At 61.5% G+C, this 20843-nt stretch carries 17 protein-coding genes; 13 read left to right on the forward strand and 4 right to left on the reverse strand.

Features of this window, described 5'->3' with window-relative positions; genetic code table 11:
* Positions 1 to 5: 5 nt before the first annotated feature.
* From HUK73_RS04320 to HUK73_RS04330, 3 genes are read left to right on the forward strand one after another with little or no spacing between them, the layout of a single operon-like run.
* A complete protein-coding gene (locus tag HUK73_RS04320; RefSeq protein WP_176590799.1) occupies positions 6 to 746 on the forward strand; it encodes a molecular chaperone in 741 nt (246 codons plus the stop codon).
* Between the two features lie 12 nt (positions 747 to 758).
* Entirely contained in the window at positions 759 to 3128 is a 2370-nt protein-coding gene (locus HUK73_RS04325; protein WP_176590800.1) for a fimbria/pilus outer membrane usher protein, read from the forward strand.
* Complete coding sequence (locus tag HUK73_RS04330) at positions 3125 to 3601, forward strand: spore coat U domain-containing protein (RefSeq protein WP_176590801.1); 477 nt, start codon at positions 3125 to 3127, stop codon at positions 3599 to 3601. Before HUK73_RS04325 ends, HUK73_RS04330 begins: the two co-directional genes overlap by 4 nt.
* 8 nt (positions 3602 to 3609) lie before the next feature.
* Here HUK73_RS04330 and HUK73_RS04335 read toward each other — a convergent pair whose 3' ends face one another.
* Positions 3610 to 4524, reverse strand: a complete 915-nt coding sequence (locus tag HUK73_RS04335) for a PAS domain-containing protein (RefSeq protein WP_176590802.1) — start codon at positions 4522 to 4524, stop codon at positions 3610 to 3612.
* A 426-nt stretch (positions 4525 to 4950) separates the two neighbouring features.
* Between HUK73_RS04335 and HUK73_RS04340 the strand changes: the two genes are divergently transcribed.
* From HUK73_RS04340 to HUK73_RS04385, 10 genes are all read left to right on the forward strand, one after another.
* On the forward strand, positions 4951 to 7236 hold the full coding sequence (locus HUK73_RS04340; protein ID WP_176590803.1) for a YadA-like family protein: 2286 nt from the start codon (positions 4951 to 4953) through the stop codon (positions 7234 to 7236).
* Positions 7211 to 7999 (forward strand): OmpA family protein, encoded by a 789-nt coding sequence (locus tag HUK73_RS04345; RefSeq protein WP_176590804.1) that lies wholly within the window; start codon positions 7211 to 7213, stop codon positions 7997 to 7999. Before HUK73_RS04340 ends, HUK73_RS04345 begins: the two co-directional genes overlap by 26 nt.
* A 352-nt stretch (positions 8000 to 8351) precedes the next feature.
* Entirely contained in the window at positions 8352 to 9317 is a 966-nt protein-coding gene (gene corA, locus HUK73_RS04350; protein WP_176590805.1) for a magnesium/cobalt transporter CorA, read from the forward strand.
* Positions 9318 to 9855: 538 nt separating this feature from the next.
* Positions 9856 to 9945 (forward strand): K(+)-transporting ATPase subunit F, encoded by a 90-nt coding sequence (gene kdpF / locus HUK73_RS04355; protein ID WP_176590806.1) that lies wholly within the window; start codon positions 9856 to 9858, stop codon positions 9943 to 9945.
* A 14-nt stretch (positions 9946 to 9959) separates the two neighbouring features.
* Positions 9960 to 11663, forward strand: a complete 1704-nt coding sequence (kdpA, locus tag HUK73_RS04360) for a potassium-transporting ATPase subunit KdpA (protein ID WP_176590807.1) — start codon at positions 9960 to 9962, stop codon at positions 11661 to 11663.
* Positions 11664 to 11676: 13 nt separating this feature from the next.
* Positions 11677 to 13713, forward strand: coding sequence for a potassium-transporting ATPase subunit KdpB (gene kdpB / locus HUK73_RS04365; RefSeq protein ID WP_176590808.1), 2037 nt, complete (start codon positions 11677 to 11679; stop codon positions 13711 to 13713).
* Between the two features lie 12 nt (positions 13714 to 13725).
* Positions 13726 to 14316: a potassium-transporting ATPase subunit KdpC gene (gene kdpC, locus HUK73_RS04370; RefSeq protein WP_176590809.1), complete on the forward strand. Its 591-nt coding sequence runs from the start codon at positions 13726 to 13728 to the stop codon at positions 14314 to 14316.
* Complete coding sequence (locus HUK73_RS04375; RefSeq protein ID WP_176590810.1) at positions 14313 to 16982, forward strand: sensor histidine kinase KdpD; 2670 nt, start codon at positions 14313 to 14315, stop codon at positions 16980 to 16982. The genes kdpC and HUK73_RS04375 overlap by 4 nt, the downstream gene beginning before the upstream one ends.
* Positions 16979 to 17710, forward strand: a complete 732-nt coding sequence (locus tag HUK73_RS04380) for a response regulator transcription factor (RefSeq protein WP_176590811.1) — start codon at positions 16979 to 16981, stop codon at positions 17708 to 17710. The genes HUK73_RS04375 and HUK73_RS04380 overlap by 4 nt, the downstream gene beginning before the upstream one ends.
* Before the next feature lie 337 nt (positions 17711 to 18047).
* The gene (locus HUK73_RS04385) at positions 18048 to 18422 is read left to right on the forward strand and encodes a hypothetical protein (RefSeq protein WP_176590812.1); all 375 of its coding nucleotides are present in this window, start codon (positions 18048 to 18050) and stop codon (positions 18420 to 18422) included.
* 129 nt (positions 18423 to 18551) lie between these two features.
* Here HUK73_RS04385 and HUK73_RS04390 read toward each other — a convergent pair whose 3' ends face one another.
* The 3 genes from HUK73_RS04390 to HUK73_RS04400 all read right to left on the reverse strand — a co-directional run bounded on the left by HUK73_RS04390 (position 18552) and on the right by HUK73_RS04400 (position 20798).
* Positions 18552 to 19541: a YncE family protein gene (locus tag HUK73_RS04390; protein ID WP_176590813.1), complete on the reverse strand. Its 990-nt coding sequence runs from the start codon at positions 19539 to 19541 to the stop codon at positions 18552 to 18554.
* Positions 19542 to 19635: 94 nt separating this feature from the next.
* On the reverse strand, positions 19636 to 20112 hold the full coding sequence (locus tag HUK73_RS04395) for a chromate resistance protein ChrB domain-containing protein (RefSeq protein WP_176590814.1): 477 nt from the start codon (positions 20110 to 20112) through the stop codon (positions 19636 to 19638).
* Between the two features lie 17 nt (positions 20113 to 20129).
* Positions 20130 to 20798 carry a superoxide dismutase gene (locus HUK73_RS04400; RefSeq protein WP_176590815.1) on the reverse strand — a complete coding sequence of 223 codons (669 nt, stop codon included), beginning with the start codon at positions 20796 to 20798 and terminating at the stop codon, positions 20130 to 20132.
* Between the last annotated feature and the right edge of the window lie 45 nt (positions 20799 to 20843).

A 20843-nucleotide genomic window follows, 5' to 3' on the forward strand; every position in this document is an offset into this window, starting at 1 on the left:
CAACCATGACAGGAAATTTATATGGCTCCAGACCCAGCCGGGGTCTGGCGGCGGCGGGCTTGTGCGCCCTGCTGATCGCGGGCACACCCCCTGCGGACGCTGCATCTTTGCGCATCCTGCCGGTACGGATCGAAATGGCCGCAGAAAAGCAGTTCTGTGCGCTGAGCATCGCCAATGACGACGCGAATGCGACAACGGTGCAGATCAGGGGCTTTGGCTGGCGCAAGGATGAGACGGGCAATGACCAGTTGGACCCTGACACCGGCCCCATGGTCAATCCGTCGATCGTCAGCATTCCCAGCGGGGGCACTCGTCTGATCCGTTGCAGCCTGCCTGCCAAGGCCAGGCCGCGCGAGGAAAGCTACAGGCTGGTCATTGACGAACTGCCGACGGCGACGGCTGCTCCCGGCACCGTGCGGACGCTTTTGCGCTTCAGCATTCCCCTGTTCCGCGTCCGGTCCAGCGCATCACCCCTGCTTAGCTGGTCGCTGGGGAAGGGTGCCGGTGGGCAATCGAAGCTCATTCTTGTCAATCAGGGGGACCGCCATGCTCAAGCCGTGGCAATAAGCCTGCGGTTCAGAGAGGGGGGCAGGCAGGCCGTGAAACTGGACCGCAGCTTCTACCTCCTGGCTGACGGGCGTATCGAATTGCCGGTCGGTCCACTGGACGGCCGCAGCATCATGGGTGTGGAAGTGGAAACCACCCAGGGAAAGCTGATCGCTTCTCGCGCGAGCAGCGAGCAGTAAGGCTCCTGTTCGATGATAACCGCCCCTGCATTGCGACGCGTGGGGCAAGGTACATCGATCTTGGTCGTGACCCTGCTCATCGCCATGGGCAGGCCGGCCATGGCGTCCGGCCTGCCCATGGCCCTCTCGGTTCCGACGGTTTCGACGCCAGAGATGCTGCCAAAGACGCGGGCCATACCTGTCGGCGTTATCGTCAACGGGCAGCCGGTCAGAGACCCCTGTCTGATCGTGAAAAGCCAGGGGCAATTGTTCGTAAGGCAGGACGTGCTGGGCCAATGGGGCCTGCAACTGCCCGAGGGGCGTCCGCAGATCCGCGTGGACGGCGCGGATTTTTCCTCTCTGGATGGACTGCCCGGCCTTTCAGCGAAGCTGGACAGCACGGGCGCGACGTTGCTGATCGATGCGGCGCCGTCATTGTTTCCGACTCTGTATGTCGGGGGATCGCAACACAGCCTGCCTGTCATGGAGGCCACGCCCGCTCAATATATTGGCTATGATCTGTCCTTGTCACGATGGAGTGGGCAATGGGCCGCCTCCGCCGTTCTGGATGCAGGGATGTCGGGCGGCTGGGGTGTTATCGGCACGACTGCGCTGGTGCAGCAGGGCACGGATAGCCGGGGTGCGATCCGGCTTGACAGCAATTTCATCCGTGACTTTCCCGATCAGCGCCTTCGGCTGATGCTGGGCGATGCAGTGACGCGCGGCGCCGACTGGAACCAGCCGGTTCGGTTTGCGGGGATACGGTTGGGCACGGATTTCTCACTGGCGCCTGATGATATCACCTATGCCCTGCCCCGGCTGTCCGGCTCTTCCACCCTGCCTTCGGTGGTGGAACTGGCGGCGGTCAGCAGCCGCCAGAGCATGGCCGTGCAGCCGGGTGATTTCACGATTGATTATCAACCCGTCTTCACGGGTGCAGGAGAGGTGACGATGACGGTCCGCGACGCCAACGGCACCGCGCACACCGTTACGCAAAGCTTCTACACCAGCCCGCGGCTGCTGCGTGAAGGGCTGGACGACTTCTCGCTGGAGGCGGGGTTTCTGCGCAAGGATTTCGGCGAACGGAGCTTTTCCTATGGCGCGCCCTTCGCTGCTGGTTTCTGGCGCCATGGTCTTGGCGGCGGACTGACGCTGGCCGGGCGTGTGGAGGCGAGCAAGGATGTGCAGATGGCCGGGCTGGGTCTGGGTGTCATACTGTCCTCCTGGGGCGAGATCGCATTGTCAGCGGCGGGATCGCAAAGCCGTTTCGGCGATGGTTTCATGTGGCGCGCCCAGTTTCAACGCATCACCCCGCGCTATTCCGTGACTGCCAGCTATCAGGAAGAAAATGCCGCCTTCGTTCAGGTCGGTGATGACAATCCTGCACCGGAAAGCCGCCGGGAACTGATCGTGGCGGGCAGTCTGGCTCTTGGTCGATTGGGTAGCATGTACGCCAATTATCTGGAAACGGATGGAGGGGAGGGGCACCACTTTTCCACGGGCTCTGTTTCCTACGCTACCAATGTCGGGCCCGCCTGGCTGTCGCTGGGGGCGCGGCAGACGCGGATGGCGGAACAACGGAATAACAGCCTGTTCGGATCGCTCACCTTGCCTTTTGGCGCGCGCTCCAGTGCGGGACTGTTCGTCGATGGAAAACGCGTCGCCGCCAGCGTCAACCAGACCCCGCCGCCGGACAAGGGCTGGGGCTATCGCTTCCTTGCCTCACGCGACGCTCAGGACCTGTCGCTCATGGAAGCTGGTGTTACGTGGCGCACGGCGGCGGGTGATATCGATCTGTCAGCAAGCCGTATGGGCGATGTCGAAGGCATGCGTTTGCAGGCGCGGGGCGCGCTTTTGCGGGTGGGTGGGAAGATCGTCGCCGTGCCCCAACTCGATTATGCCTTTGCCGTGGTCGATGTAACCGCGGATCAGGCGGTGACGGTCCTTTTCGAAAACCGCCCGGTCGCGCGCAAGGCGGGTGACGGCAGGCGAGCCGTCATCACCGGGCTGCAACCCTATTCGGCCAATCGGATTGCTGTGGATCTGGATGATCTGCCCATCGATACGATGGTCACATCAGCGGAAAAAACCGTGGTTCCCGGCTACAGGCAAGCTGTCAAGGTCAGCTTCGGGGGCGCGCCGACCCATCCGGTCACATTGCGTCTGGTCGATGCGGATGGGGTCGCGGTCGCGGAGGGGCTGGCTGTCACTGCGGCTGATTCTGCACCCGGCATCACCGGTCATGATGGCGCAGTATTCCTGGCCGACGCGCATGCCGGGCAAGAGATTGTGCTGACCGGCCCAGCTATGGCATGTCGTGCAGTTGTTCCGGCCTTGCCAGCCGATCAGGCCGTGGCGAGAATCGCGCCCGTGCCCTGTACCGCATTGCAGGAGGGAAAATGATGAAGGCCGTTGGATATGGGCTGGTTGCTCTGGCCAGCATGACCATGGCAACACCGGGCTGGGCGTGCACGCTGTGCAGTTGTTCGGCTTCGACGACAGGCGTGAGCTTTGGCGGCTATGACCCCGGCTCCTCCAGCCCGAAAGACGGTTCCGGGAGCGTCACGCTCAGCTGCACGGGTCTGGTTTCGTTGGCCGGAACCATAGACATCGCCATGAGTCCGGGCAATTCGGGCAATGTGCTCGCCCGCCAAATGTCGCAGGGCGCGTCAGGTCTGAACTATAATCTCTACACGAACAGCAGCCGGACAACCATCTGGGGTACGGGTTCGGCGGGCACCAGCACCGTGAGCGCTACATTGACGGGCCTTTTGTCCTTCAGCCAGACCGTCTCTGTCTATGGCCGGATTCCGGCAGGGCAATGGGTGCAGGCTGGCCCCTATGCCGACAGCGTGATTGTCACCATCACCTATTAAACGGCCGGTTAAACGGCCGGGAGGCGATCGTCCTCCGGAGGGGGGCCGATCAGGAAGATGCCTCCCGCCTGCCCATCGGCCGAGCGGAGGGGCGCCGCATGGACCCAGATCGCCTTGCTCCCGGCGTCACTGCCCACCAGTCCTGCGGCCATGCCAAACGGCGTTCCGGATGTCAGCAGGCTTTCCATGGCATCGCCGATCGTTCCCCTGTTCGATGCGTCGAACAGGGTCGCAAATCTGACACCGACGATGCGACTTTCATCGGTCCCTATCAATTGCGCCAGCGCGGGAGAGGCGTGGGTCACGCTGCCCCTGATATTGAAGGCCCCGCGGGCGAGGCCTGGCAAGCCGTCGATCAGATCTTCATAGGCGGCTGTCCGCGCGTCCTGATCGCGCAATGTCACGCGGTCGCTGATTTCATCGGCCAATAGGACGAAGCCACCTGGGAAAGGCGTGATCTGAAAGCGAAAGATCAGGGGACGCCGGCCCGGAAGGTTAAGCTCGAACTCTTCCGCGACACCTGTGTCACGCACCCTCTCGAGAGCGCGGAGGGCGAAATGATAATCCTGGCCCGCCAGAAGTTGAGACACGGGCGTGCCACGCACATCCTCTTCGCTCACCTCCATCCGTTTGCGCGCCGCAAGATTGATGCGGATCAGATTAAGCTGCTGATCGGCCAAGATCACCTGCGTCGCGATCATGTCGAGCAGGATATCGAACCTTGCGGCCAGATGGCCGGTATCGGGAACAGATTGCTGACCATTGGACAGGCGGAGGAACAATTCGGTCGAAATCAGCGACAGGTTGATATGGCCATGATTCATGATGTGGACGGGTTCGTGCAGCGCATGACGTGAATGCACCGCAAAATGCCGAATCAGGGCTGTGGCGGTAACGATCTGGCCTGACGGAATGTCCTCCAATGTCCTGCGCTCCCTGTCTCCTGCCAATCCCATCCGATGTTCGTAAATTACATCCGACCATCTTATTTTATTAAAACGCTATCGTAATGATAATCTTCTGTCGACCCGATATTGACGCGAAATTCCTGCCAAAGCACCAAAAAATCAAAGGATTTATTGATGGCGAGGGATTGTTTCGATCGCATGGGCAATACGTATTTTTCGTAAAATCATATATGCGGGCCTTCGCACGGTCTTAGCCGCACGACCCGCATTTTGCCCCAGGGACGTGGAATTTTCGGTTCGCGCTATCGCCGGGGGAGGCGCGAGTGGACATTCCCTCAACGGGGCCAAGTCATGCCGGACGAAGCATCGCCAGAGATATCCAAAGCCGTTGTGGCTGAAGCATGGGGGAAACGACGAACATTGCCGTCGGGGCGATGGCTGATGACGGCCGCGCTGCTGGCTGGGGCTGGCCAGAGCATCACTGCCCATGCCAATGTGGTCAGCGCCTGTTCGGGTGTCAGCCTGCCGAAATCAGTGCTGACCCAGACCATCGGGGACGTCATCACACCCGTGCTGGCACCCGTGGAGTCGACGCTGAATGCCTTGCCGCTGGTGAATATCAATCTGGGCATCAGTTCGGCACTGAGCAACGCGGCGGCGGGCGCGCCGATCAGCCTCAACGCACTCGACATCAATGGCAATGCCGTCAACCTGCTGGCAGATCCCACCTGCGAAACCACATCGGACAGTTTCAGCCTTCTGACACCGAAGGGCATTTCCTTCGGCGGCAACAAGATAACGGGATTGGGCACGCCCGGCCTGCAAGCCAGTGCGGGGGAACTGGACGCCATCGCCATCGGCAATCTCGCCAATACCTCCATCGGCGCCTTCAATGCGGTCGCGATCGGTTCGGGTGCGTCGGTGACACAGGCAGGCAGCGTCGCGCTGGGTTCGGGATCGGTCGCGAACGGGTTGACGCTCAATCTGCCCGCTTATCTCGTCGGTGGCACAGCCAGCGCGGAGGTGAACATCGGCGGACGCCGCATCACCGGCCTTGCCGCTGGCGCCAATCCGACGGATGCCGTCAATGTGGCGCAGTTGCAGGCCGTCAACGATGCACTGGGGGCGTTGACAGCCAATGCCGTGCAATATGACAGCAGCGCACGCACGCTCGTCACCCTGCAAGGCGCTTCCGGCACGCGGATCACCAATCTCAGCGCCGGGACGGTCAGCGCCACCAGCACCGATGCGATCAACGGATCGCAACTTCAGGCAACGAACGATCTGGTGGCCCAGAACAGCGCGGCCATCACCCAACTCAGCTATGATCTGGCCGCGCTGAACGATCTGGCGGTCAAATATCAGGACATCACGAAGTCCAGCATCCTTCTGGGCGGCGTGAGCGGCACGACCATCAAAAATCTCGCACCCGGCAGTGCTGGCAGCGATGCAGTCAATGTTTCGCAACTGGCCAGCGCCTCCAGCGGCGGCGGGGGAGGAGGGGGAACGCCTCAGGACGCGCTTCCCTACGACCCCGCCGTCCAAGCCTATAATGCGGCGCGCGGCGGTGTCGATCAGCAGATCACCGGGGTTGCTGCCGGAAATCTGAGCGCCACCTCGACCGACGCGGTGAATGGCGCGCAGCTTTATGCGACCAATGTACAGCTGGCCTATAACACCACCGCCATCACCGATCTCCAGGAAGGGCGGGCGGGGTTCCTTCAGGTGAACAACAGTTCCAACTATGCCAAGCCCGTTGCGAGCGGCGCGGACACGCTGGCCGCAGGAGCGGGCGCCGTGGCGTCAGGCGTCAACAGTCTGGCCGTCGGCACGCAGGCTGAGGCGCAGGCCACGTCCAGCGTCGCCCTTGGCTATGCATCGGTGGCCGACCGGGCGAACAGCGTATCGGTGGGCAGTGCGGGCGCGGAGCGGCAGGTCACCAATCTGGCCGATGCCACGGCGGCCACGGATGCGGTCAATTTGCGCCAGCTGCAAAACGGCATGGGACAGGCCGTCACCATTGCCAATAATTATACGGACGCGCGGATCAACGCCCTGGCCGCGAGCGACCCGCAACTCGGCTATAATCTGACTGCGATCACGGATCTTCAGGAAGGGCGCGCCGGTTTCCTTCAGGTCAACAACAGCTCCGGCTATGCCAAACCCGTTGCAAGCGGGACGGACACGCTGGCCGCGGGAGCTGGCGCGGTGGCGTCTGGCCTCAACAGCGTGGCGGTCGGCACCCAAGCGCAGTCACTGGCGTCATCAAGTGTCGCGCTGGGCTACGCATCCGTGGCTGATAGGGCGAATAGCGTATCGGTTGGCAGCGCGGGGGCTGAACGGCAGATCACCCATGTGGCCGATGCCACGGCGGCCACGGATGCGGTCAACCTGCGCCAGTTGCAAAACGGCATGGGACAGGCGGTTGACGTTGCCAATGCCTATACGGACGTCCGGTTCAATTTGCTCAGCAATGGCCTGCGCGATCTGCGCCGCGATGCCGAGGGTGGCACAGCGGCGTCCATGGCAATGGCCGGCATCCCGCAATTTTCAGAAGCAGGGACGGGCACCTTGGGCGTTGGTATGAGCACCTGGCAGGGCGAACATGCCATCGCCATGGGCCTGTCCAAGGTTTCCGACAATGGCCGCCTGATCATTCGCGCGGCTGCGACTTATAACAGCCGCAATCAGGGAGGCGCCAATGCCGGACTCGGTATCGCATTCTAAGCTTGGCTGGTGCTTTGGGGGACTCATCCTGGCCCTGTCGATGCTTCAGGCGCAGGCGGCTGAGCCCGTCTTTCTGCCGGATATCGCCCCCTTGTCGGATTTCCCCGACCCTGCACACGCAACCCGCCGTGAAGGTCTTTTCCTGCCGCTCGAAATGCCACGCCTGCTGACGCCGGGCATGACCAAGCGTCAGGCCGATGCCTTGTTGGGCGTACCGCACTTCCATGAAGGCCTGTTCGGTGAACGCAGGTGGGATTATATCCTCAATTTCTATACCGGATCTGGGACAGCCTACCAGATATGTCGGCTGCAACTGCGCTGGGACCGCCACATGCGGTTGGAGGGCATGGCGTGGAGCAGCGAGGAGTGTCGTGCCGCTGTCTACCCCATGCCGGAAAAGCGCGATGTCGTAGCTCCCGTGTCGCAGGCGCCTCCGCTCGCCCTCTATTTCGACTTCGACAAGGCTGATCTCAGCGAAAAGGCGCAGCAGGATCTGGCAGCGTTCGTGGCGGCGAATCCAGGCACCGACCATAAATTGTCTGTCATTGGCTATACTGACGGGGCGGGACCCGATGCCTATAATGACCGGCTGAGCCTGGTTCGGGCAGACAGGGTGTCAAAAAATCTTGTCGCCTTGGGCGTGCCTCTATCGAATTTGCAGATTTCTGGAGCGGGAGAGCGATCCCCGGCTCGCAGGGGCGAGGACGGAATGAGGGAGCCCTTGAACCGGCGGGTCATGGTGATGATCATGAGTGGTGCATAGATATGGCGAGACAGACATCGCGCCATTATCGGATGCCCCTGATATTTGACCAGATTATGGAGAATTGATCGCACTGAAGGGCGAATCGCGCCACATGGGAGCGCTATGCGCGAGGCCCCTGGAGCGTCCCCGCCGAGATGAGCGCAGTTGGCGGAAGGCTGTGACTGCCGCAGGTCTACCGATAGACACCGTCATGCCGCTTGTGGATGCCGCCGATCGCTCCCGTGAACGGCAGCAGGCCGTCAGCGGCTCACACAATTGACTATTGTCGCTTGGCATGGTTCGGCTGGCTCTCATTTCAGCCGGTGTAGCGATCTGGCAGATTTGAAGCCCATGCCTGGCTGGAGTCTTTATGAGCGTTGTGGCCGCCTATCTATATCGCGATGGCAAGCCTGCGGAGCCGGTGTCGCTCGATCATCGGCCACCCATCACCCAAGCCTCCGACTTTGTGTGGATCGGGCTGGTCGAGCCGGACGAAGCGGAACTGAGAATGCTTCAGGAAAATTACGGACTCCATCCGCTCGCCGTCGAAGACGCACTGAAGGCGCATCAGCTGCCCAAGGTCGATGTCTATGGCGATCAGCTTTTCATCGTCGCACGCACCGCCCATCTGGAAGGCGACACCATCGCCTATGGCGAAACCGCGATCTTCGTGGGCGAAAACCATATCATCACCGTCCGGCATGGCTCGGCACGGGCGCATAGCGAACTGCGCGCCCAGCTCGAAGCTGCGCCTTCCCTGCTGAGCCATGGTGTCGACTATGTGCTTCACGCGATTCTCGATTTTATTGTCGATGGCTATCAGCCGATCGTCGAGACGATCGAGGAAGATGTGCTCAAGATGGAGCATCGGGCGCTCGACACGTTTCTGGGCCGCGACGAGGTGATGCGCATCTTCACGCTGCGGGGTGAGTTGATGCGCTTCCGGCGCATCCTTGGGCCAATGTCGGAAGTGGTAAGCCGGTTGGTGCATCTGGACCTGCCCTGCCTGGATGTCGAGGTTCGCCTTTATTTCGGAGACGTGCTTGACCATGTTCGTCGGGTCGAGCTGATGGTCGAAAATCTTCGCGAGGTGCTGACCTCGGTGTTCGAGGTCAGCCATCTGCTCGAATCCCAGCGACAGGGCGTGATTACCCGCCAGCTTGCGGCCTGGGCTGCGATCCTGGCGGTGCCGACGGCCATTGCCGGAATTTACGGCATGAATTTTGAGCATATGCCTGAACTCAAGACCCAATATGGCTATTTCATCGTGCTGGGCGTGATCGCCTTGCTGTGCGTCGCGTTGTTCATCCGGTTCAAGCGGGCGCGATGGTTGTGACGCGCATCCGTAGAAACACCTTGGACCGCGTAACGCACTTCCCGTCGCGGCTGCAACGCGACCGTGCAGGAGCGGCGATGCGCCGGGCCGTCCGCTGGTGTCTCCATCGGCTGTCGTTCCAGTTCTTGCGTCTGGCTTTCATGCTACGTCGTCGAGGTTCCCAGATCGAAGCGGCCCGCATACCGGCGATTTCGTAGCGGTTGCGTCATCGTGCCGCAGCACGGCATGCCAGCCCGGTGAGCCGCGCATATTGGGCGGCTGGGCGCAAAAAACACGGAAATCATATGTAATTACTATGTCTTCCCGTGGTCCTGTCTCTCGAAATCAAATGGCGCGATAGCCTAGTTCACTGGCGGCACACGAATCGGAGCCGCAACTCTCGCGGCCCCTACGCCGTGCGGGAGATGAATAATGCAGGACATCCTCTGGATCGGCCTCATCCTTGGCCTGCTGGCTGCAACGCTCGGCTACGCCGCCCTTTGTGACCATGCATGATTCTTCGGCCATGCATTGGAAAAGGACATGAGGAGCATCGGACGTGACAATTGACCTTTGGCTGGCCGCGCTGACCGCGATCGGCCTTCTCATTTATCTTGTGGCCGTCCTCGCGCGGCCGGAACGCTTCTGACGGGAGGCGACATCATGACATTTCAGGGATGGATATTGATCCTCGTCTTTGTCGGCATATTGCTGGCATTGACGAAACCGGTCGGCCTGTGGCTCTTCACCTTATATGAAGGCCGAAGGACGCCGCTGCATGGGGTTCTCGGCCCGGTCGAACGTGGCTTTTACCGCCTCTCGGGCATCGACCCGAACGAGGAGCAGGGCTGGCGCCGCTACGCCGTCCACATGCTGATCTTCAACGCCGCGCTGCTGCTCTTCACCTATGCCGTTTTACGGCTTCAGGGCCTACTGCCGCTCAACCCCCTGGGCTATGCAGGCACGAGTGAGCATTTGTCGTTCAATACGGCGGTCAGCTTCACCACCAACACCAATTGGCAGAGCTATAGTGGGGAATCGACACTGTCGAACCTCAGCCAGATGCTGGGTCTCACCATCCATAATTTCCTGTCGGCGGCGACGGGTATTGCTCTGGCCTTCGCTTTGTTCCGTGGGTTCGCCCGGCGCAGCGCGACGACCATCGGCAATTTCTGGGCGGATATGACACGGGTGACGCTCTATCTGCTGCTGCCCATCTGCATCGTCTATGCGATCTTCCTGATCGCCAGCGGCGTGCCGCAGACCTTGGCCGGATCGGTCGACCTGACCACGCTGGAAGGCGTTAAGCAAACCCTCGCCCTTGGTCCGGTCGCCGGTCAGGAAGCGATCAAGATGCTGGGCACGAATGGCGGCGGCTTCTTCAATGCCAACAGCGCCCATCCGTTCGAAAACCCGACGGCGCTCACCAATCTGGTGCAGATGCTGTCGATCTTCACGATCGGCTTCGGCCTGACCTGGACGTTCGGCAAGGCCGTCGGCAATCCGCGTCAGGGCTGGGCGATCCTCGCCGCCATGCTGACCATCTTCCTGATCGGCGTGACCATCACTTACTGGCAGGAAGCGGCCGGCAACCCGGTCCTCCACCATCTGGGCGTCCCCGGCGGCAATATGGAGGGCAAGGAGGTGCGCTTCGGCATCGCCGCCTCGGCGCTCTTCTCGGTCGTCACGACTGCGGCAAGCTGCGGCGCGGTCAACGCCATGCATGACAGCTTCACAGCACTGGGCGGCATGATCCCGCTGCTCAATATCCAGTTGGGCGAAGTCGTCGTCGGCGGCGTGGGGGCCGGCATTTACGGTTTCCTGCTGTTTGCCATCCTTGCCGTGTTCGTCGCGGGGCTGATGGTCGGCCGCACACCCGAATATGTCGGCAAGAAGATCGAAAGTCGCGAGGTCAAACTCGCCGTTCTCGCCATCGCGGTGCTGCCGCTCATCATCCTTGGCTTTTCAGCGATCGCATCTGTCCTGCCCGCCGGGCTGGCCGGACCGCTCAACAAGGGACCGCACGGATTTTCCGAAATCCTCTATGCCTTTACCTCGGCCGTGGGCAATAATGGCTCCGCCTTTGCCGGGCTGACCGCCAATACGCCATTCTACAATGGCATGCTGGGCGTCGCGATGTGGGTAGGCCGCTTCTTCATCATCGTGCCGATGCTCGCCATCGCAGGCAGCCTGGCGGCGAAGAAATACACGCCCGAAACGGCGGGCAGCTTCCCCACCACTGGGCCGCTATGGACCGGCCTGCTGGTCGGCATCGTGCTGATCATCGGCGGTCTCACCTTCCTGCCCAGCCTCGCCCTTGGTCCCATCGCCGATCATCTCGCGATGATCCGTGGCCAGCTTTTCTAATCGGAGCATAGCAATGGCACGCAAAGCGTCCAAATCGCTCTTCACCGCTGACCTGATCCTTCCAGCGATCGGCGACGCCTTCCGCAAGCTCAACCCGAAGGAATTGATCCGCAACCCGGTGATGTTCACCACGGCGGTGGTCGCGACATTGCTGACCGTGCTGCTGGTCGTGGGCCATGATGGCCTCGCGCTTGGCTTCAAGCTGCAACTGGTGATCTGGCTCTGGCTGACGGTGCTGTTCGGCACCTTCGCCGAAGCCATCGCCGAAGGGCGCGGCAAGGCGCAGGCCGCCTCTCTGCGCGCGACCAAGGCGGAACTCACCGCCAAGCGTCTGAAGGGCGATGGCCGGGACTATGAGACGATCCCGGCCAGTGCGCTCAGGCTGGGCGATATCGTTCTTGTGGGAACCGGCGACCTGATCCCGTCGGATGGTGATGTTGTTTCCGGCGTCGCCTCGGTAAACGAAGCGGCCATCACCGGCGAGTCCGCGCCGGTGATCCGCGAGGCGGGCGGCGACCGTTCGGCGGTGACGGCGGGCACGCGCGTCATTTCCGACCAGATCCGGGTCCGCGTGACGGTCAATCCGGGTCAGGGCTTTCTCGACCGCATGATCGCTCTGGTCGAGGGCGCTGAACGGCAGAAGACGCCCAATGAGATTGCGCTGACGCTGCTGCTGGTGGGCCTTACCATCATCTTCCTGATCGCTGTGGGAACCATTCCAAGCTTCGCCACCTATGCGGGCGGCGGGGTGCCAGTGGCGATTCTCGCCGCGCTGCTCATCACCCTTATTCCAACCACCATCGCAGCCCTTTTGTCGGCCATCGGCATTGCGGGCATGGACCGACTGGTGCGTTTCAACGTGCTCGCCAAGTCGGGCCGCGCGGTCGAGGCGGCGGGTGACATCGACACGCTGCTGCTAGACAAGACCGGGACCATCACCGTGGGCGACCGTCAGGCCACCGAGTTCCGCCCGGTCGGTAATGCGAGCCAGGCCGATCTCGCGGAAGCCGCGCTGCTCGCGAGCCTCGCCGACGAAACGCCCGAAGGCCGCTCCATTGCCCTGCTTGCCCGCGAGAATTTCGGTCAGACCGTTACCAGCCTTCCGCAAGACGCGGAGGTCATTCCCTTTACCGCCCAGACGCGCATCTCTGGCGTGAAATGGAATGGCAGCATCATCCAGAAAGGCGCGGTGGACAGCATATTGCGCGCCAATCCGGGCCTGGACAAGGAAGTGCCCACGCAGGACTTGCGTCGCATCGCCGATGAAATCGGGCGAGCCGGCGGAACGCCGCTCGCCGTTGCGAAGGACGGAAGGCTGCTGGGCGTCATCTTTCTCAAGGATATCGTCAAGGCCGGCATCCGCGAACGCTTCGGCGAACTGCGCCAGATGGGCATCCGCACGGTGATGATCACCGGCGACAATCCCCTGACCGCCGCATCCATCGCCGCCGAGGCCGGGGTGGACGATTTCCTCGCCCAAGCCACGCCGGAAGACAAGCTGGCCCTGATCCGCAAGGAACAGCAGGGCGGACGGCTGGTCGCCATGTGCGGCGACGGCACCAATGACGCGCCCGCTCTGGCGCAGGCCGATGTCGGTGTCGCCATGAACACCGGCACGCAGGCCGCGCGCGAGGCGGGCAATATGGTCGACCTCGACAGTGATCCGACCAAGCTGATCGAGGTCGTGGGCCTCGGCAAGCAACTGCTGATGACGCGCGGGGCGCTCACCACCTTCTCGGTCGCCAATGACGTTGCCAAATATTTCGCGATCATCCCGGCCATGTTCGTGGCGCTCTATCCGGGACTCGCCGTGCTCAATGTCATGGGGCTGGCGACGCCACGAAGCGCGATCCTCTCAGCGATCATCTTCAATGCGCTCATCATACCCCTGCTGGTTCCGCTGGCGCTGAAGGGCGTGACCTATCGCCCGATCGGCGCCGGGCCGCTGCTGGCGCGCAATCTCGCCATCTACGGTCTGGGCGGCCTCGTCGCGCCGTTTGTCGGGATCAAGCTCATAGACCTGGTCGTCAACGGCCTGGGCCTCGCCTGAGGAAATGACATCATGAACAAGGACATATTGACCTCCTTCCGCCCGGCGATGGTCATGACGCTGCTCTTTGCCCTGCTGCTTGGTCTTGTCTATCCCCTGGTGCTGACTGGCATCGGACAGGCAATCTTCCCGTCCCAGGCCAATGGCAGCCTGATCGAGGCGAACGGCAGGGTCATCGGTTCGGCCCTGATCGGGCAGGGATTTATGAACGACCGCTATTTCCATCCCCGTCCCTCCGCTGCGGGGAAGGGCTATGACGGCCTTGCCTCCTCCGGCTCCAATTTCGGTCCCACCAGCAAGGCGCTGGTCGCGCGGGTCGCGCAGGACATCAAAACCGAACAGACTGCCTCACCCGGTCGCCCCGTTCCGTCCGATCTGGTGACAGCCTCCGCATCGGGGCTCGACCCCCATATCAGCCCCGATGCGGCTTTTTATCAGGTCGACCGGATTGCGAGGGTACGTGGCCTGGCGCCCGCGCAGGTCCGTGCCCTGGTCCAGCAGAGCATCGAACAGCCGATCCTCGGCTTCATTGGAGAACGCCAGGTCAACGTTCTCGAAATCAATCGACGGCTGGACCAGATCGGCGCTAGTCAGAGCCTATGAACGACCCGGACCGCCGCGATCCCGAAGCCTTTCTGCGTCAGGCGGCGCAGGAGGGCCGTGGCCGTCTCAAGATATTTCTCGGCGCTGCGCCCGGCGTCGGCAAGACCTATGAGATGCTGACCGATGGGATGCAGCGGCTCAAGGCAGGGATCGATGTGGTCGTGGGCGTGGTCGAAACCCATGGCCGCCGCGAAACCGAAGCGCTGCTGTCAGGGCATGAGGTCATTCCCCGGCGCGATGTCGATCACCAAGGCCACAAATTGGGAGAGATGGACATCGACGCCATCCTGGCCCGTCATCCTCAACTCGTGCTGGTCGACGAACTGGCGCACACCAATGCGCCGGGTAGCCGCCATCCCAAGCGCTATCAGGATGTCGTCGAACTACTGGACGCTGGGGTCGACGTCTATTCGACGGTGAATATCCAGCATGTCGAGAGCCTTAACGACATCGTTGCGTCGTTCACGCGTGTTCGGGTGCGGGAAACCGTTCCCGACTCCATTCTCGAAATGGCCGAAATCGAGGTTGTCGACATCCCGCCCGACGAACTGATCGAGCGGTTGAAGGAAGGCAAGGTCTATATCCCGGCCGAAGCCAGCCGGGCACTCAACCATTTCTTCTCCAAATCCAATCTGACCGCGCTGCGTGAGATGGCGCTCCGCCGCGCGGCGCAGGCGGTCGATGCCCAGATGCTGGACTATGTGCGGGCCCACGCGCTGGCAGGCACCTTCGCCGCGGGCGAGCGAATCCTCGTCGCCATCAGCGAATTGCCCAGCGCCCAGGGTCTTGTCCGCGCCGCCAAGCGGCTGGCGGATGCGCTCAAGGCGCCATGGAGCGCTGTGCATATCGAGACGCAGCGCAGCCTCCAGTTTTCGGAAGCGGAACGAGCCCAACTGGCCGACACCATGGCGCTGGCGTCTCGCCTTGGCGCAACCACGGCGACGATTCCCGCATCAAGCGTGGTCGAAGGGTTGCGGCGCTATGTCGCCGATGCCCGCGCGACGCAGATCGTCATCGGCAAGGCATCGCGATCCTGGTGGTTCGAATTGCGTCACGGGTCGGTTGTCGACAAATTGGTGCGTGCAACCGGGGATGTCGCGGTTCATGTGCTACCCTGCGATGACGGTGGGCGACAGGCTGCCGCGGCAGCCGCGCTGACGGGCGGGAACTGGGGCAAGCCCGCCGACTATCTCTGGACGAGCCTGATGATCGTGGCGATGACCGGGGCCGGCCATCTGCTGGTCGAGACGATTGATCTCGCCAATATCGCGCTGCTCTACCTTGTGCCTGTCATGTTTGCGGCGGCCTCCTTCGGCTTGAGGGCCGGGCTGTTCGCCGGCATCCTTTCCAGCCTTGCCTATAATTTCTTCTTCCTTCCACCGACCGGAACATTGACGGTCAGCAATCCCGAAAATGTCGTCAGCATCTTCGTGCTGCTGGGCGTTGCCATCGTCACGAGCCAGTTTGCCGCGCGCATGCACGCCCAGACCGATCTTGCCCATATGAGCGCGCGGCAGAATGCGGCCCTGGCGGGCTTTTCCCGTGAACTCACGGCGGCGGCGAGCCAGGAAGAGTTGATGCAGGCGATCTGCGGGGAAATAGCACGCCTGTTCAATGTCCGCACCGTCCTGCTCCTGCCCTCGCGGGATGGCCCGCAACTGCGCGCGGCGGTTCCGCCCGAAGACCGGCTGGAGCAGATCGAACGGGCGGCTGCGCAATGGGCCATGGACAATGACCAGCCGGCAGGGCGCGGGTCGTCCACACTCACGGCGTCGGATTGGCTCTTTCATCCCTTGCGTACCAAGCGCGGGGTGCTGGGTGTGCTGGGCCTTGCCAGGGAAGATGCGGGTGAGCCGCTGCGGTCGGATCAGGTTCCCTTGCTCATGAGCCTCCTCGCTCAGGCGTCCATTGCCTTTGACCGCATGACCCTGGAAGAGGAGATGCTCGACGCACGCCAGATCAGGGAACGTGATCGGCTGCGGTCGGCACTGCTGTCTTCGGTGAGCCACGATCTGCGCACGCCGCTCACCACGATCATCTCGGCCATGCACGAACTCAGGCGGCGCCATCCGTCTGAATTGATGGACACGGTCGATACCGAGGCGCAGCGCCTCAATCGTTTCGTCGCAAACCTGCTCGATATGGCACGGGTGGAGGCAGGGGCGCTGCCGCTCAAGATCGAACCTGTCGATCTGTTCGATGCCGTAGCCAGCGCTGTCCATGATACGCGGCAATCGCTGCTGGGCCATGAAGTGAAGGTCGACATCCTGCCCGATATTCCGCTGGTCAAGGTCGATCCCACCCTGCTGCATCATTGCCTCATCAACCTGCTCGACAATGCCGGACGCTATGCCGATCCCGGCACGCCCGTGACCATAAGGGGGCAGCGCTTTCCAGACGCTCTTAATCTGTCCGTGATCGACCAGGGTCCTGGTATCCCGCTTGGCAGCGAAGCGCGCGTCTTCGATACGTTCACGCGCATGGAGGGATCGGATCGGGTCAAGCATGGCACCGGTCTTGGCCTTGCTATCGTCAAGGGCTTTGCCGAAGCGATGGGGATGAGCGTATCCGCATCGAACAATGAAGAACCTTATGGTGCCTGTTTCACGCTCACCATTCCTGAGCGTCTGATCATCACCAGTATGCCCAATGAGGACGATCAATGAAAACGCGTCACAAGGTGCTCATCGTGGATGATGAACCTCATATCCGCAAACTCATCCAGACGGCGCTGGTCCGCGCCGATTATGGGACGGTAGAGGCTGGAAATGCGCGCGAGGCGCTGGAAAAGCTTGAAGCCGAGCGGCCCGACATCAGCCTGCTCGACCTTGGTCTGCCCGATCGCGACGGCCTGGAACTGGTGCCGTTGTTCAAACAACGTTCCGATACGACACTCATCATCGTTTCCGCGCGGGATTCGACGGAGCAAAAGGTTACGGCGCTGGATCTGGGTGCGGATGATTATCTGACCAAGCCGTTCGATACCGACGAACTGCTGGCACGCGTGCGGGTCGCGTTGCGCAACCGGATGGCCAAGGATGGCGGGGTTGCCAAGGTTCGGGCCGGCAATGTCGAGATTGACATGATCGCGCGTACCGTCACCAAGTCGGGCAAGGAAGTGCATCTGACGCCCAAGGAATATGCTGTGCTTGCGCAGCTTGCCAAATTTCCCGGTCGCGTCATCACGCATGAGCAGATCATGAAACAGGTCTGGCCTGCGGAACAGGAGCATCATGTCGAATATCTGCGCGTTCTGGTGCGGACGCTTCGGCAGAAGCTGGAACATGATCCGCAGCGTCCACGCATCATCGGCAATGAACTGGGCATCGGCTATCGTTTGCGCTTCAATGTGGAAGGCGAAACCGACGAGTTTGTCCCTGGCGCCGACGGATAATCACACGCTCGTGCTGTGGTGCCGATGCCGCCGAAAACGACGCCCAGCGCGCCGTGCGCAAGTAGGGAAAGCTTTCCATGCGAGCTCGCTCCCTGGATCGACATATCCTCCGCCATTACCGTCATCAAATGCTCGACCTTCGATTGCCTCGGTTTCCCACCGCACGTATCGGCATTGTGTTTCCACGGGAGGTCAGGCCCGTCGGCATATGATTTGCATATGAATGGGGGCAGCGTCCGACATTTCCTACGAAAATTCAATGCGGATCGGTCTGCCTCGCTCTCGAGAATCTATGCGGTGATGCGCAATTAACTATCCTCCCTGGAGAGGTGTCATCATGACGCAATGGTATGAAAAGCTGGGAGCCCAGATCGGCCTGCGCGTGGCGGGGCTTGGACTGCTCGTATCTGCCGGGTTCGAATGTATCTGGTTGCGCAAGATCGTCATGGCAAATCCCGCTGCCGATATGACTGGCGGGGAATTTCTGCTTGCCGCCCTCATGTTTATAAGCGCCAGTGCAGGGGCTGCATTGACAATTTTAGGTGGAGGTCTGTGGAAGCCCGTCCAGCTTTCCGCGCGCTGGACCGATGGTCTGGTGGCACCGGCTCCCCGTGAACTTGAGGTGTCGCGCCATCAACCGGGCATGGACAGGCGGGGAAATGGTCCGAATGAGAAAGGAAAAGCAGATTCCCGTGATTCTGGAAAATCTTAGCTTCTGTCCAATGTTCGGGAAGAGAGCCTTGTCCCAGCTTGAACTCCCGTCCTGGTGAACGGCAGCTTACCGCCGTTCGTCAGCTGCCATCCGGGCAAGTTGTCGTCGGCTGCGGAGAGAGGCCGCAATTCAATGGATTGCCTTGAAGACCATGATTGCTGCGCTTTGACGGTCCTGCCCCCTCGCTGCGACATAGAGGCGGTCTTCCTGAGAGACATACAGCCCGGTTCGAGCGCCCGGCCGGGTCGCCATTCTGTCCGTCAGCACATATCCCAAGGCTTTGCGCTGGTAGACATCGATTTCGCCGGACCCACATAGTGCGAAGAGTTGGACTCCCGTTCGATCGAAAAAGAGATCGTCTGAATCGCCACACGTGCCAAGCACTTGCCGATTGGCCCCGGTCAGGGGATCGACAAGCACAAGCCGCGCCGGCAGCCGATAGGCGACAGCAAGCGTCCGACTGCCCGGATCAAATGCCATTGGAAAATTGAGCCGATGCAGCCCGGTCGGCCAGCGCACGACGATCTTTCCGGACGACAGGTCCGCGCGAACAATCGAACCATCGCCCGGCAGGTTGATCCATACTATGTCGCCATCGAGGCGAAAGCCTTCGGGATGGGCTGGCAATGGCAAACGCTTGAGAAGCGCATGCGTTTTGCAATCGACGATCGCGAGCGCGCCACCGCCATATCCAACGATCACATTACCAGTTCGCTGATCGGCGCGCAGATTGTCGGCATCGTCTCCGACCTTCAAAGTCGTGGCGAGTTCGAACCTGTCGCCTTTGTAAAAGTGAACCATGCCGTCATCGGTCGCGACGGCCAGTTCTCGTGACCTCTCAAGCCACGCCAGTCCCTGCGGATGATGCAGGCCCGTTATTCGGGTTATTCGCTTGCCAGAGGCAAGATCGACCACATCCACACTGTCATTGCCGAGTTCCGCTACAAACAGCAAGCGCCTGGCCGGATCATAAGCAAGATGGTCGATCCGTCCCTTGGTGTCAGGTAACGGAATCGTTCCTTCCAGGCTCAGCGCCGACGATGCCGGGCGTGCGGACTTGCTTGGACCGCAAGCGCAGACCGCCATCAGGGCAATGGATAAAAGCAGGCCTCGGTTCATTGACTGTCCTGTCCGGCTCGGTTTTGTCGCCTCCCGCGCAAGCTTGTGACGAGGTGGGGGAGTGATGGCCCTCGATCGCTTCATTTCAGGCAGATCAGGAGACTCGTCCGGTTCCGGCAAATCCTTCCGGCGGCCAATTGTGGCTCTCCCCCTGACAGGATCTGCACCAGGCATAGAGGGCGTCATAGATGACGAGCCCCTGCGTGAGCATGGCATGATCATCAGCATGGGTCGCCGACAGCCCCAATGAAATCGCGAACAGCCCAGCCGATTGGGGTGTCAGGTCCAGCCGGGACGTATCCGCGCCTCGGACGATCATGGCCAACTGATCAAGCGCTGCATCGTGCAAATCATAGCGGGCAAGAAAGGCATCGAAGCTGCACAACTCGCCGACATGGCTGAGTTCGGCGCCGGGTATGTCATAGGCGATGGCTCCCTCGCGCTTCGCGACCTCAAACACTTCCCCTGCGGGGAGGTAGAGAAATTCGGGATCGTCATCGATGAACCGTGTAACCAGCCAGGGGCAGGCGATCCGGTCAATCTTCGGGCGCTCGCGTGTAACCCATTTCATGATAGGGCTCCTTCATCTCAGGAGTGCGGCAAAGCGATCGCCTGGGCGTAACGCTTGTCGATCGCTTCCCAATCGAGATTGGCGAACCAGGCGTCGATATATTTGGCGGCCTGCGTGCCATAATCCATGTGGAAACTATGTTCGTACATATCGAGGGCGAGGATCGGAATGCCGGCGGCGGCGCCGTGCATATGGTCCCATGCCCAGTGATTGTGGAGCGAACGGGTATGATGGTTCCATGCGAGGATCGCCCAGCCTGAGCCGCCGGCCAAGGACATGCCGGTCCGGCGAAGTTCTGCCGCCCACGCATCGAAGGAACCCCATGTCCGGGTCAGCGCATCCCGGATATGACCTCCCGCCTGTCCATTGCCCCCCAATCCATCGAAATAGATTTCATGCAGGACGACCGAGCCGGTGCGGTGCAATTCCTCCCGCTTGAGGCCCCCATAGACCACCGGAGGTAGATCGGGGTCGGCCATGGCGGTGGCGAGCCGGGTTTGGATGGCGTTCAGCGTCTTGACCGAGCCGATATAGTTATTTTCCCAATGCGACCGGATCAGCTTTTCGGAAAGGCCGGTCAATTTGGCGGGATCGAATTTGAGGGGGCTGGGCTGATGATTGCCGGCAAAGGCGGGAACCGCTGCGGGCGGGCTGCCCTGCGCCTGGACTGTCTCTGATGCTGCCATTGCTATTGCTCCTAATCCCAGAGCCTTGACGGCTTTTCTACGCGA

Source organism: Sphingobium sp. EM0848, assembly GCF_013375555.1.
Lineage (GTDB): Bacteria > Pseudomonadota > Alphaproteobacteria > Sphingomonadales > Sphingomonadaceae > Sphingobium.

Excerpts from the sequence above, each read along its gene's own strand:
- HUK73_RS04380 (WP_176590811.1), top strand. The coding sequence starts at position 16,979 with ATGAAAACGCGTCACAAGGTGCTCATCGTGGATGATGAACCTCATATC.
- kdpC (WP_176590809.1), top strand. The coding sequence starts at position 13,726 with ATGAACAAGGACATATTGACCTCCTTCCGCCCGGCGATGGTCATGACG.
- HUK73_RS04340 (WP_176590803.1), top strand. The coding sequence starts at position 4,951 with ATGACGGCCGCGCTGCTGGCTGGGGCTGGCCAGAGCATCACTGCCCAT.
- HUK73_RS04330 (WP_176590801.1), top strand. The coding sequence starts at position 3,125 with ATGATGAAGGCCGTTGGATATGGGCTGGTTGCTCTGGCCAGCATGACC.
- corA (WP_176590805.1), top strand. The coding sequence starts at position 8,352 with ATGAGCGTTGTGGCCGCCTATCTATATCGCGATGGCAAGCCTGCGGAG.
- HUK73_RS04400 (WP_176590815.1), bottom strand. The coding sequence starts at position 20,798 with ATGGCAGCATCAGAGACAGTCCAGGCGCAGGGCAGCCCGCCCGCAGCG.
- HUK73_RS04385 (WP_176590812.1), top strand. The coding sequence starts at position 18,048 with ATGACGCAATGGTATGAAAAGCTGGGAGCCCAGATCGGCCTGCGCGTG.
- HUK73_RS04390 (WP_176590813.1), bottom strand. The coding sequence starts at position 19,541 with ATGAACCGAGGCCTGCTTTTATCCATTGCCCTGATGGCGGTCTGCGCT.
- kdpB (WP_176590808.1), top strand. The coding sequence starts at position 11,677 with ATGGCACGCAAAGCGTCCAAATCGCTCTTCACCGCTGACCTGATCCTT.
- HUK73_RS04395 (WP_176590814.1), bottom strand. The coding sequence starts at position 20,112 with ATGAAATGGGTTACACGCGAGCGCCCGAAGATTGACCGGATCGCCTGC.
- kdpA (WP_176590807.1), top strand. The coding sequence starts at position 9,960 with ATGACATTTCAGGGATGGATATTGATCCTCGTCTTTGTCGGCATATTG.
- HUK73_RS04375 (WP_176590810.1), top strand. The coding sequence starts at position 14,313 with ATGAACGACCCGGACCGCCGCGATCCCGAAGCCTTTCTGCGTCAGGCG.
- HUK73_RS04320 (WP_176590799.1), top strand. The coding sequence starts at position 6 with ATGACAGGAAATTTATATGGCTCCAGACCCAGCCGGGGTCTGGCGGCG.
- HUK73_RS04345 (WP_176590804.1), top strand. The coding sequence starts at position 7,211 with ATGCCGGACTCGGTATCGCATTCTAAGCTTGGCTGGTGCTTTGGGGGA.
- HUK73_RS04325 (WP_176590800.1), top strand. The coding sequence starts at position 759 with ATGATAACCGCCCCTGCATTGCGACGCGTGGGGCAAGGTACATCGATC.